The sequence below is a fragment of the Idiomarina fontislapidosi genome (genome assembly GCF_003226255.1).
GTDB classification, from domain to species: domain Bacteria; phylum Pseudomonadota; class Gammaproteobacteria; order Enterobacterales; family Alteromonadaceae; genus Idiomarina; species Idiomarina fontislapidosi.
In genome coordinates this window covers 86507-99268 of sequence record NZ_QJST01000009.1, presented here as the reverse complement: position 1 = coordinate 99268, position 12762 = coordinate 86507, and the positions used below count along the sequence as shown (strand labels likewise).

12 protein-coding genes and 5 tRNA genes are annotated in these 12762 nt (G+C 48.8%); all 17 read right to left on the bottom strand.

Going from position 1 to position 12762, the window contains the following annotated elements; genetic code table 11:
• Positions 1-3: 3 nt before the first annotated feature.
• Positions 4-543: a transcription termination/antitermination protein NusG gene (gene nusG, locus DFP83_RS10145; protein WP_071464294.1), complete on the bottom strand. Its 540-nt coding sequence runs from the start codon at positions 541-543 to the stop codon at positions 4-6.
• 3 nt (positions 544-546) lie between these two features.
• Positions 547-927, bottom strand: a complete 381-nt coding sequence (secE, locus tag DFP83_RS10140) for a preprotein translocase subunit SecE (RefSeq protein WP_110575354.1) — start codon at positions 925-927, stop codon at positions 547-549.
• 58 nt (positions 928-985) lie between these two features.
• Positions 986-1062 (bottom strand) — tRNA-Trp (locus DFP83_RS10135).
• Between the two features lie 152 nt (positions 1063-1214).
• Positions 1215-2399 (bottom strand): elongation factor Tu, encoded by a 1185-nt coding sequence (gene tuf / locus DFP83_RS10130; RefSeq protein ID WP_110575352.1) that lies wholly within the window; start codon positions 2397-2399, stop codon positions 1215-1217.
• Between the two features lie 86 nt (positions 2400-2485).
• Positions 2486-2561: transfer RNA gene (locus tag DFP83_RS10125), tRNA-Thr, on the bottom strand.
• An 11-nt stretch (positions 2562-2572) separates the two neighbouring features.
• Positions 2573-2647 (bottom strand) — tRNA-Gly (locus tag DFP83_RS10120).
• Between the two features lie 35 nt (positions 2648-2682).
• Positions 2683-2767 (bottom strand) — tRNA-Tyr (locus DFP83_RS10115).
• Positions 2768-2786: 19 nt separating this feature from the next.
• Positions 2787-2862: transfer RNA gene (locus tag DFP83_RS10110), tRNA-Thr, on the bottom strand.
• Positions 2863-3041: 179 nt separating this feature from the next.
• Positions 3042-4340: an adenylosuccinate synthase gene (locus DFP83_RS10105; RefSeq protein ID WP_110575350.1), complete on the bottom strand. Its 1299-nt coding sequence runs from the start codon at positions 4338-4340 to the stop codon at positions 3042-3044.
• Positions 4341-4445: 105 nt separating this feature from the next.
• Complete coding sequence (gene hflC, locus DFP83_RS10100) at positions 4446-5339, bottom strand: protease modulator HflC (protein ID WP_110575348.1); 894 nt, start codon at positions 5337-5339, stop codon at positions 4446-4448.
• A gap of 2 nt (positions 5340-5341) precedes the next feature.
• Positions 5342-6508 (bottom strand): FtsH protease activity modulator HflK, encoded by a 1167-nt coding sequence (hflK, locus tag DFP83_RS10095; RefSeq protein WP_110575346.1) that lies wholly within the window; start codon positions 6506-6508, stop codon positions 5342-5344.
• Positions 6509-6538: 30 nt separating this feature from the next.
• Positions 6539-7822 carry a ribosome rescue GTPase HflX gene (gene hflX / locus DFP83_RS10090; protein WP_110575344.1) on the bottom strand — a complete coding sequence of 428 codons (1284 nt, stop codon included), beginning with the start codon at positions 7820-7822 and terminating at the stop codon, positions 6539-6541.
• 25 nt (positions 7823-7847) lie between these two features.
• A complete protein-coding gene (hfq, locus tag DFP83_RS10085; RefSeq protein WP_110575341.1) occupies positions 7848-8105 on the bottom strand; it encodes an RNA chaperone Hfq in 258 nt (85 codons plus the stop codon).
• A 163-nt stretch (positions 8106-8268) separates the two neighbouring features.
• Positions 8269-9225 carry a tRNA (adenosine(37)-N6)-dimethylallyltransferase MiaA gene (gene miaA, locus DFP83_RS10080; protein ID WP_110575339.1) on the bottom strand — a complete coding sequence of 319 codons (957 nt, stop codon included), beginning with the start codon at positions 9223-9225 and terminating at the stop codon, positions 8269-8271.
• Complete coding sequence (gene mutL / locus DFP83_RS10075) at positions 9215-10972, bottom strand: DNA mismatch repair endonuclease MutL (RefSeq protein ID WP_110575337.1); 1758 nt, start codon at positions 10970-10972, stop codon at positions 9215-9217. The genes miaA and mutL overlap by 11 nt, the downstream gene beginning before the upstream one ends.
• Positions 10972-12297 carry an N-acetylmuramoyl-L-alanine amidase gene (locus DFP83_RS10070; RefSeq protein WP_110575335.1) on the bottom strand — a complete coding sequence of 442 codons (1326 nt, stop codon included), beginning with the start codon at positions 12295-12297 and terminating at the stop codon, positions 10972-10974. Before DFP83_RS10070 ends, mutL begins: the two co-directional genes overlap by 1 nt.
• A complete protein-coding gene (gene tsaE, locus DFP83_RS10065; RefSeq protein ID WP_110575333.1) occupies positions 12297-12758 on the bottom strand; it encodes a tRNA (adenosine(37)-N6)-threonylcarbamoyltransferase complex ATPase subunit type 1 TsaE in 462 nt (153 codons plus the stop codon). The genes DFP83_RS10070 and tsaE overlap by 1 nt, the downstream gene beginning before the upstream one ends.
• Positions 12759-12762 lie beyond the last annotated feature (4 nt).

The following is a 12762-nucleotide window of genomic DNA, read 5'->3' as shown; positions in this document are numbered from 1 at the left end:
TGATCAGGATTTTTCGATCTGGCTAAACTCAAGCTCGACAGGGGTCGCACGACCAAAAATCGAGACCGATACGGTTAAGCGGCTTTTCTCGTAATCCACTTCTTCGACAGTACCATTGAAGTCGGCAAATGGACCGTCGTTGACACGTACCACTTCGCCTGGCTCGAACAATGTTTTTGGTTTCGGCTTGTCTTGCGAATCTTGAAGTCTATCAAGAATAGCATCGGCTTCTTTCTTAGAAATCGGCGTAGGACGATCGCTGCTACCACCAATAAAGCCTAGTACACGCGGAACACTCTTAATCAAGTGCCACGTTTCGTCATCCATAACCATCTCAACGAGCACATAACCTGGGAAGAATTTACGTTCACTCTTGCGACGCTTTCCGCCACGCATTTCAACGACTTCTTCTTTAGGTACTAAGATCTCGCCGAATTTGTCTTCCATGCCATGCATCTTGACATGTTCTTTAAGAGATTCAGCTACGCGCGCCTCAAAACCGGAAAATGCTTGTACAACGTACCAACGTTTATTATCGCTCATGCGTTAAATCTCCAAACCGGTGATGAAGCTGACTAGTCTAACAAGAATTCCATCTAGACCCCAAAGAACTAAAGCAACGATGACGGTTGCTACTACAACGATAAGTGTAGTTTGAGTGGCTTCCTGACGCGATGGCCAAACCACTTTGCGCACTTCGGTACGGCTTTCTTTGGCGAATGATAAAAATCGTTTACCTTTAGCGGTCGCTGCAGCAGTAAAGCCAGCTAAAGCAACCAGTACTACCACGGCAATCGCGCGATACAGTACGGATACTTCTTCAGTGTAATAGTGGTTACCGATCACTGCTGCTGCAAGTAACAGAACCGTGACAATCCATTTTACACTATCGAATGAACTGCTTTGCGTATCTTTGTTTGCGCTCATTATTTATTCCCAATTTGCGATTGGCCATTTCGCTCTTACGAAACCATTTGAATTCGTTTGGCAGGGGTGGAGGGATTCGAACCCCCAACCGTCGGTTTTGGAGACCGCTGTTCTACCAATTGGAACTACACCCCTTTTGTCCTGGTGAGACGAACTCGACACAGGATTGGACGCGGTATTATACCTAAGACTGCGCTCGGCGCAAGCTCAGCGTTTATGGTTTTGGTGTGGATTGACAACAAAAAACCCGGCCGAAGCCGGGTTTTGTTAAACGTCTAAACGTTTAATTAGTCGATGATCTTAGATACAACGCCTGCACCTACAGTACGACCACCTTCACGGATTGCGAAACGCAAGCCTTCGTCCATTGCGATTGGAGCGATTAGCTCTACAACGAACTTCAAGTTGTCGCCTGGCATGACCATTTCTACGCCTTCTGGCAATTCTACAGCACCTGTTACGTCCGTTGTACGGAAGTAGAACTGTGGACGATAGCCTTTAAAGAATGGCGTGTGACGGCCACCTTCGTCTTTGCTCAGTACGTAGACTTCTGCTTCGAACTTAGTGTGCGGAGTGATTGTACCTGGCTTCGCCAATACTTGACCACGCTCTACTTCGTCACGCTTAGTACCACGCAACAAGGCACCGATGTTCTCACCTGCACGACCTTCGTCTAGCAACTTACGGAACATCTCTACACCGGTCACTGTGGTCTTCATGGTATCTTTCATACCTACGATTTCACACTCGTCACCTGTGCGAACGATACCACGCTCGACACGACCAGTTACTACTGTACCACGACCTGAAATCGAGAATACGTCTTCGATTGGCATGATGAACGGCTTATCGATATCACGCTCTGGCTCTGGGATGTAGTTGTCTAGCGCGTCAGCTAGTTCTACAATCTTCTTCGACCACTCTTCGTCGCCTTCTAGCGCTTTAAGTGCTGAACCTTGGATAACTGGCAAGTCGTCGCCTGGGAATTCGTATTCTGATAACAGTTCACGAACTTCCATTTCTACCAATTCCAACAACTCTTCATCGTCTACCATGTCACATTTGTTCATGAATACTACGATGAAAGGTACGCCTACCTGACGTGACAACAAGATGTGCTCACGCGTTTGTGGCATTGGGCCGTCTGTTGCCGCTACTACCAAGATCGCGCCGTCCATCTGAGCAGCACCAGTGATCATGTTTTTAACGTAGTCAGCGTGTCCAGGACAGTCGACGTGCGCGTAGTGACGAGTTGGGGTGTCATACTCAACGTGTGAAGTTGAGATGGTGATACCACGCTCTTTCTCTTCTGGCGCGTTATCGATGGCTGCGAAGTCTTTCGCCGCACCACCATAGACTTTAGCCAGAACTGTCGTAATAGCAGCGGTTAAGGTAGTTTTACCGTGGTCAACGTGACCAATGGTGCCGACGTTTACGTGCGGCTTAGAACGTTCAAATTTTTCTTTAGACATTGCAGCCTCTCTAACAAAATTCTGTTGGGTGTACCTAGCAACGATGTTGCATACCGGAAACGGTTAGAGAGTAGCCATTGATGACGTGGTGCTGATAGGCGGATTCGAACCGCCGACCTCACCCTTACCAAGGGTGCGCTCTACCAACTGAGCTATATCAGCACTGGATTGTTTGGAGCGGGTGGCGGGAATCGAACCCGCGTCATCAGCTTGGAAGGCTGAGGTAATAGCCACTATACGACACCCGCTGAAACATTGGGCCACCTCAAAACCAAGAATTGCGTGGTGGAGGGGGCAGGATTCGAACCTGCGAAGGCTGAGCCGTCAGATTTACAGTCTGATCCCTTTGACCGCTCGGGAACCCCTCCCAAAAAGTGCAATTTGAATTGGTGCCGGCAGAGAGAGTCGAACTCCCGACCTACTGATTACAAGTCAGTTGCTCTACCAGCTGAGCTATGCCGGCACCCCGGTTAGGTGGAGCGCATTCTATGGTACTAAATTTGATAGTGCAATAGCTTTGCGCGATTTTTTTTAAGTTTTTGATGTGATTGGTTAGTTTTTGCCTAATTCGACTGTTTTGTAACCAATATTTGGATAAGTTTGCCTTATTGCAGGCTTTTCTGCAACAAGGCAACGCCTATTTTATTTTGCGAACGGGTGACGCAAAACAATCGTTTCTTTACGATCAGGACCGGTCGAGATAATGTCGACTGGTACGCCAGTCAGCGCTTCTATACGAGCAATGTAAGCCAGTGCCTGCGGCGGTAATTGATTGTGCTCAGTCACACCTACGGTGCTCTGTTGCCAACCTGGCAGCGTCTCATACACAGGCTCTACTGCCTCGTAATCTTCAGCAGCCATCGGTGGATATTCACTGATGGTGCCGTCAGGCAGTTTGTAGCTAGTACAAATCTTCAATTCATCTAAACCATCGAGGACATCGAGTTTGGTTAAACAGAAGCCACTGACAGAGTTAATTTGCACTGCGCGACGCATCGCCACAGCATCTAACCAACCTGTACGACGTTTACGCCCCGTGGTCGCACCAAATTCATGGCCTTTAACGCCGAGGTGCTGACCCACTTCACAATCCAGTTCTGTTGGGAAAGGTCCACTACCGACACGAGTCGTATAGGCTTTCACAATACCCAATACGTAATCGATGTAACGCGGACCGAAGCCAGCGCCGGTAGCCACGCCACCTGCGGTAGTGTTAGATGAAGTCACGTAAGGGTAGGTACCATGGTCGATATCAAGCAAGGTACCTTGCGCGCCTTCAAACATGATCTCTTCACCGTTTTTACGTGCTTTATCAAGCAACGCCGGTACGTCAGCGACCATCGGCTTTAATAGTTCAGCGAACTCTTTGCACTGCTTTAACACAACGTCAAAATCAATCGCGGGTTCGTTATAGAGCTTGGTCAACGCAAAGTTATGGAAATCGGTCAACTCTTTTAACTTATCTTCCAAGCGTGCTGCATTGAATAAATCACCCACGCGCAAACCACGACGTGCGACTTTATCCTCATATGCAGGTCCGATACCTCGACCCGTAGTACCAATTGCCTCTTTGCCGCGAGCACGTTCACGTGCTTGGTCGAGTGCAATATGGAAAGGCAGGATAAGTGGGCAAGCCTCACTAATGCGAAGACGTTCTTTTACAGGCACGTTACGCGCCTCTAACATGTCCATTTCTTCCATTAAGGCTTCAGGTGACAGCACTACACCATTACCGATCACGCATTGTACGTTTGCGCGTAAAATGCCTGATGGAATTAAATGAAGTACGGTTTTTTCACCATCGATAACCAATGTATGACCGGCATTGTGACCCCCTTGATAACGCACCACCAATGCTGCCTTATCTGTCAGTAGATCGACAATCTTACCTTTACCCTCGTCACCCCATTGGGTGCCTAGAATCACGACGTTTTGACTCATGTTTGCCCCGCTTAAAAAAAATCGACGTAATTTTACCCTGTTGCGCTCGGTTTGTATATGGACATAAAAAAGCCCGCGATAACGCGGGCTTTTCTTAAGGTCGGCTTACTCTTTAGGTTCGCCTTGAATATCCTGTAGATAGCGGAAGAAATCGCTTTCCGCATCAAGTACGAGGACATCTGATCCCGAGCTGAATGATTCGCTGTATGCTTGCATGCTGCGAATAAATGCAAAGAACTCTGGGTCTTGCTGATACGAATCTGCGTAAATCTTCGCAGCTTGCGCATCACCCTCACCACGTAATTGGCGTGACTGACGTTTAGCATCGGCCAACATAACCGTGACACGTGCGTCGACATCTGCACGGATGATTTCAGCTTGCTCACGACCCTCTGAGCGATGCTCAGTTGCCACAGCTTGACGCTCAGCACGCATGCGTTGGTAGATTGACTGACTTACCTCATCAGGTAAGTTAATCTGCATCACACGCACGTCAACGACTTCAACGCCCAAATCTGATGCGCTTTCTGCACCTTTGATTAACGCTTCACGCATCAACTCATCACGTTCACCTGAGACGATGTCCGAGATCGTACGACTACCAAACTCGCTACGTAAACCGCTGTTAATACGGCGTGTCAGCAACGCTTCTGCCTGCATCTTGTTACCGCCATTAGTACTCAGGTAGAAGGTCGAGAAGTCATTGATACGCCACATCACGTAGGTATCAACGATCAAGTCTTTCTTCTCACTGGTAACAAAGCGATCAGGGTCACCGTCTAAGGTTTGTAAGCGCGCATCTAAGCGCTTTACTTGCTCAATAAACGGTATTTTAAAATGCAGACCCGGTTCAAAGACCATTGCCTCGCCTGTCTCGGCGTTACGCTCAACTTTACCAAACTGGATAAGAATGGCGCGCTCACCCTCTTTAACAACATAAAGAGACGACAGACCTAAGGCGACGAGCACTACTACAATAATTGCGATTAAATTTTTCATAATTATCGACCCCCGCCACGCGTATTTGTACGACCAGAATCAGTACCGCTGCTCGAGCTATTACCGCTGTTGCCTGATTGATTCATGTTTGAGTCGGTTGGTACACGCAAAGGCGATAGGTCATTGACCCTTCTTCCTTGCTTTTCAAGAATCTTGTCGAGGGGCAGGTACATCATGTTATTGCTGCCTTCAACATCGACCAACACTTTCGGTGTTTTAGCGTAGAGGTCTTGTAAGGTATCTAAGTAGATACGCTCACGAGTAACCTGCGGCGCGTTTTTGTACTGCGGTAACAGTTCGTTAAAGCGTGCAACCTCACCCTGTGCCTCTAGCGTAATCTGCTCTTTATAGGCTTGCGCTTCTTGCAACATACGACGCACTTGACCACGTGCTAGCGGCTCAACTTCGCGTGCATACGCCTCAGCTTCACGAATAAAGCGTTCTTCATCCTCTTGCGCGGCAATCGCATCATCAAAGGCTTCTTTTACCTCTTCTGGTGGACGCGCAGGAAGTAGGTTGATATCCACGATTTGCAGACCCATCGAATATGGGTCGATAGTACGCTCAAGTAAATCAAGCGTGCGTGCGCGAACGTCTTCACGTCCTCGTGTGAGAACCTCGTCCATCGTTGTGTGACCTACGACATAACGCAACGCACTGTCGGTTGCACGAGACAAGACTTGGTCCGCGTTATCGACGTTGAACAAGTAGTTGCGTGGGTCAACGATACGATACTGAACATCCAGTTGTACCACGACCACGTTCTCGTCCTGCGTTAACATGAACCCTTCGGTACTATCCGAACGAATGTTGTTAACGTCCACGTGCTCGACTGTATCGATAAACACTGGACGCCAGTGCAAGCCTGACTCCACCAGCGTGTGGAAGTTGCCGAAACGCAATACAACACCTCGGTCAGCTTCTTTGACTGTATAAAAACCAGCAATAAACCAGATAATAACAGCGAGTACAGCAATAATGCCGACACCCTTTGCGGGGATGCCTGACTTACCGCTACCGCCACTGCCTTTGTTTCCACCTAAACCCAACTTGGCGAAGAACTTGCGTAATGCCTCATCGAGATCGGGGGGACCTTGGTCATTGCCCCCTTGGTTTTTCCATGGGTCGCGGTCTTTGTTGCCGCCGTTCCCCGGTTGGTTCCATGCCATGGATGACTCCGTTAAAGTTAAAAAAATCGATTACTGAATATAGTTGTCGAGTCGGTTGTCGTATTCTTTCTGTAGCTTGTTCCAGTCCACTACCGACATTTTTACATCAAGCTCTAATGCACCTTGCTCATCAATACGTTCTGCCGAAACACTATTAAGTTGATACAGCGTACCACGCAGTTTACCCATAGATGGTGGCAATTTTAAGCTTAAATTGACCATTTGAGGACCCAGCCGCTCCTTCAGTGCCTCAAAAATCAGTTCAATGCCCACGTTTGCCTGAGCGGATACCCACACACGAATGGGCTTGCCATCATCATCTCTATCAATACGTGGTAAGGAATCCTCCAGTTTATCAATTTTGTTGCAAATCATTAACTGGGGCACTTCGCCCGCATCGATCTCTGTCAATACCTCAGTAACTTGCTCAATATTACTTTGCTGATGCTCGTCTGCGACATCTACCACATGCAACAGCAAGTCAGCTTCCTGTGTTTCTTGCAGCGTCGCTTTAAATGCAGCGACGAGATCGTGGGGTAAATGGCGAATAAACCCGACCGTGTCAGCTAGAATAATTCGACCTACGTCTTCGATTTCTAGCTTCCGTAATGTTGGATCAAGTGTCGCAAACAGTTGGTCAGCAGCATAAACCCCTGACTCAGTCATGGTATTAAATAACGTTGACTTACCCGCGTTAGTATAGCCGACTAAACTCACTGTTGGAATTTCAGCACGTTGGCGTGCGCGTCGACCCTGCTCGCGTTGTTTCTGGACTTTCTCAAGCCGGCGTAAAATGTTTTTTATTCGGCCGCGAATAAGACGTCGGTCGGTCTCGAGCTGTGTTTCACCGGGACCGCGCAAGCCGATACCACCCTTTTGTCGCTCTAAGTGCGTCCAACCGCGCACCAAGCGCGTCGAAATATGACGCAACTGAGCAAGCTCAACCTGCAGTTTACCCTCGTGCGTGCGAGCACGCTGCGCAAAGATATCCAGTATCAGACCCGTACGATCTAATACGCGACATTTGCAGATTTTCTCGAGGTTACGCTCTTGAGTGGGCGATAAGGCGTGGTTAAAAATGACAATATTGGCTTCTAACGCCTGCACTTGCTCGGCGATTTCTTCTGCTTTGCCACTCCCAACAAAGTATTTTGGGTTAGGCGCACTGCGCGAAGCCGTCACAACGCCCAGCGCTTCAACGCCTGCTGAGCTTGCTAATAAATGAAGTTCGGAGAGGTCTTCTCTATCGACTTCGGCGGGCAGGTCCATGTGAACCAATACGGCATAATCGCCACCTTCATATCTGTCGAACAACGTGTGTAGACCTCCTCACTCTGATTTATTCTTCAATGTCACCTTGGTTGTGTACGCCTTGCTGGGGCAGATAGTTTTGCGGAATACGTGCTGGCACAACAGTCGAAATGGCGTGCTTGTAAACCATTTGGCTTACGGTATTCTTCAATAACACAACAAACTGATCAAACGATTCAATTTGACCTTGTAGCTTAATGCCATTTACAAGATAAATTGAAACAGGTACTTTCTCGCGACGTAGCGCATTTAAAAACGGGTCTTGAAGCGTTTGCCCTTTCGCCATGGCGGATTCCTTTTTTTGTTATTAATATCCAAGTCAAATGAGTGGTCAGTTAACTGGTAGAACCTACTACTCACCCTAGACCAACGGTAAAATTTTGCAACTTAAACATGCCATAACATACGCTGCATACACAAACTTTGATCTTAGGGCGATTCTTTATTTTTCAATCTTTTATCGAAAACTTTTCAGTGGGCTGCAGCAGTCGCGCGCAGACTTGTTCGAGTTTATCATGCGCAAAGGTGTCCAACCAATGCACGCCTGGCCAGCCGCGTAACCACGTCAATTGCCGCTTAGCGAGCTGTCGCGTTGCGATAATGCCACGTTCTTTCATCTCATCATAACTCAATTCGCCAGCAAGGTATTGCCACATTTGCCGATAACCTACGCTACGTATTGATGGCAGGTCGGGGTGCAAATCGGAGCGTTCAAAGAGTTTCTCAACTTCCTGCTGAAAGCCCGCTGCTAACATCTGCTCATAACGCTGTGCGATACGCTCATGCAATACCGCCCGTTGCTCAGGCGCTACCGCAAATTGGTAAACGGGATATTTCAATGCACCTTGCCGCTGTTGCACTAACTCAGTCATGGGTTTTCCAGACAAGTGATAAATCTCCAGCGCGCGGAGTGTGCGTTGCGGATCATTTGGATGAATGCGTGCAGCCGCTTCGGGATCGACTTGAGCGAGGCGCTGATGAAGTGCGGCTAATCCCTCGTTGTCCAACTCAGCTTGTAATTGCCGGCGCGTATGCTCATCTGATTCGGGCAATGCCGACATTCCCTCAAGTAGCGCTTTAAAATAGAGCATCGTACCGCCAATCAGGATCGGCGTGCGTCCGCGCGCTAAAATGTCCTCGATAAGCGCGGTCGCATCGCGCTGAAACTCTGATGCCGAGTAAGACTCTGCAGGATCACAAATATCGATTAGGTGGTGCGGAACGCCTTGCCGTTCTGTTTGACTCGGTTTAGCGGTACCAATGTCCATACCGCGATAAATTAATGCCGAATCCACTGACACGACTTCACCGTTCACCTGCTGCGCAAGCGCTATTGAAAGCGCTGTTTTGCCAGCCGCTGTGGGGCCGTAGATGCAGATAACCGCTGGATGGGTATTAAGTTTCATTGATGTGCGGAACCTTAAGCGTGGATAGCAGATCGGGCGTGCTGTTAAGTTGCTTTTGCCATTGCTGACACCAGTGCTCAGCTTGTGCTTTAGATAAGGTTGATTCAGCAGCCGCATCCGCCAGCAACACGACAACCGCCTCCTCGCCTTGCTCACATGCGGCTAACAGCTGCAGTACACTGTGCGGAATATTTTTACGCCGCAACATCGAGGGCATTTGCTCGACAATGAGTGCCTGTCCTTGCCAATAAAATTTCACGCCACAATGCGCCAGTTGCTCAGCCAACGCGGATACGCGCTGTTTATTCCAATCGGTATCCGTGAGATTAATCTTTTGCTCAACCAATAACGGCTGACCTGCCATACCGTGCTGTAACTGCTGTTTGATTTGTGGTCTCAATAGTTGCTTCTGGACGCCTACCAGATCGAGCCAGGCAGGTTGTTCATCGCGGCGAATAATCGCAAAGCGGCCCTGAAACACATCCACGACACGCCATTGTCTCGCGTCACCATCGAGTTGGACGGCGTTCGGTAGAATCGAGGCACCCAAACCAACCCTGTTAGCCTGATTTGCATGCGCTTTTGGTTCACCTGTAGCAAGTCTCGATACGGGCGTTTGCACTGTTGAGGCACGATCCTGCTGATACTGATGGCCTGATGCGCGCGTATCGTTGGGGTATTGAGCGCGGCTTGATGTCGGCTCGCCACTCGGCTCAGCGGCGTCGTGATCAATTTGCGACTGGTTATGTGCAAATAACAACTGCTTGACTGTCTGTAATATAAAATCATGCACTTGGCGTTGCTGATGAAAGCGCACTTCGTGTTTAGCTGGGTGCACATTTACATCAACCTGGTCCGCAGGCAACTTCAGATAAATCGCAAATGTGGGGACACGCTCGGCGGTTAAAAATGATTCGTAAGCTTGTCTAATCGCATGATTAATTAGCTTATCTTTCATCATCCGGCCATTAACAAAGCTGTACTGCACATCCCCCTGGTAACGACATTGCTCTGGCGCGGCGAGCCAACCTTCAATCTGCATATCATGTGTCTGCTGTTGAAAATAAAGCGCATCTTGCGCAAACGACGAACCGCAGACCTTCGCTAACCGACGTCTTAAGTGTGCTTGCTGTTGTTCGCGAACGGCTGGATAGTGGCGCACACGCTTACCGTTATGGTTAACGGTGATATCCACATCCCAACGGCTCAACGCAATCCGCTTAATGACCTCGTCGATGTGACTAAACTCGGTTTTATCCGTGCGCAAGAATTTACGTCTGGCGGGGGTGTTATAAAAAACATCTTGGATATCGACGGTGGTACCGTCAGGGTGCGACGCAGGTTCGATGCGGACCTGCATATCCTTACCCTCTGCCCAAGCCTGCCATGCTTCGGGTTGTGTCGCGGGCTTAGAGACTAAACGAAGCCGTGATACCGAGCTAATACTAGCAAGTGCCTCGCCGCGAAATCCTAGGCTGGTAATCGCCTCTAAATCATCAATATCGGCTATCTTGCTGGTCGCATGTCGACTCAGCGCCAGCGCAAGCTCGTCGTGTGCAATACCTGAGCCGTTATCACGGATACGAATGCGCTTCGCGCCACCTGCATCGATATCGATGGTCAGTTGAGTGGCATTGGCATCCAGAGCGTTCTCGACGAGCTCTTTGACAATTGAAGCCGGTCGCTCGACCACTTCACCCGCTGCGATCTGGTTGGCTAGCTCGACCGGTAGCTGTTTAATCGGCATCAGTTTCTCGGAATTGTAAGCTTTTGACCAATGCGAACGACATCGCTGCGTAATTGATTTTCGCGTTTAATTGCTTTAACGGTCGTGCCGTAGCGTTCAGCAATTTCCGATAAAGAGTCGCCCGATTTGACCGTATACTCCATCGATGCCTGCTGTGCGAGCAGCGTGTTTTCAATGGGGTTGTTAATAAAATACCGTCTAATTCCGTTATAAATCGCGCGCGCCAGCTTTTGTTGATGGCTGTTACTTAACAATAATCGTTCTTCATGCGGATTCGAAATGAAGCCCGTCTCAACCAAAATAGAGGGTTTATCTGGCGATTTTAATACCGCCAAACTCGCCGCTTGCGGGGCTGTTTTGTGCATTTTAGTGACACTACTCATCTCATCGATAATATGCCGAGCCGCGCTATACGCTCCCGCAATTGAACGGTCCATCGACATATCCAACAAGGTTTGCGCCAAAAACGGTTCATGGCTATTACTCTGGATAATTGCTTCGGCGCCGCCGAGCAATTCTGATTGGCGTTCACGGGTTTCTAACCAACGACCAATTTCGGAATCCGCACGGCGTTTTGATAACACCCACACCGAGCCCCCGCGCGGCTGTGGCGTGCGAAATGCATCAGCATGAACCGAAACAAAAAAGTCAGCCTTAGCATCCCATGCCTTTTGTGGTCGGTCATTAAGACCCAAGTAATAGTCGCCCGTACGGACCAAGTAGGCTTGCATGCTAGGGTCATCATTGATCATCTTGGCTAGCGCTCGCGCAATATTCAGTACGACTGTTTTTTCATAAGTTCCGCTCGGACCTATTGAGCCTGGATCATCACCGCCGTGCCCCGCATCGACTGCAATGGTGATTTTTCGGTCTTTCAGTTCATCAATCGATTTCGCCGGACCGCTGCGCTCAATTGATTTACCTTTGATATCCACCACAAGACGGTCGTTATAACGTTCATTGGCGGGTAGCGGGAACACTTCAAATTCTGCGGTTTTGTTCAGTTCGATAACGATACGGGTTGATTGGGCATTCTTCGGTGTGCTGGTGCGCACTTTATTGACCAACAACGACTCGTTTGCCAAGTTTTTTAAGTCAGCGTTTAATCCCGTGCCGCTAAAATCAATCACAATACGATAAGGAGCGCTTTGGTAAAGCTTAAAGTAACTGTAATCAGGTGCTTGGCTTAAGTCGAAAACGATTCGCGTTTTGTCGGGCGATGGCCAAACGCGCACACTTTCGATGGCATTCTGGATCGCCCACACAGGGCTTACCAAGAATACGAAAAAGAGAGCAGTTATCGAACGGTATAACGTTTTCATCATTATATTAGTTGTGCAACGATTTGTTCACCCACAGGTGTCTGGGCAATACACTCAAGCGCACGCCCTTGGTCTTTATACTCTAGGTTAATCACAATATCCGCCGGCGGCAACCATCCATCACCTCGTTCGGGCCATTCTACAAGGCTTATACTGCGCTCCGAGAAATAATCACGAATACCCATAAATTCGAGCTCTTCGGGATCAGCCAAACGGTATAGATCAAAATGGTATACCGCAACAGCGCCCAATTCATAAGGCTCAACTAAGGTATAGGTCGGGCTTTTCACTGCCCCCGCATGACCCAATGCTTGAATAAAGCCACGACTGATTGCCGTCTTTCCAGCACCTAACGGCCCGTTTAAAAATATCACTAATGGTGCCTTAGCGTGCTGGGCTAACTGCGTTGCCCAAGCTTGGGTGGCTGTTTCATCAGCTAAAAAGTGTTTTACTCGTTTGTTCATTTGC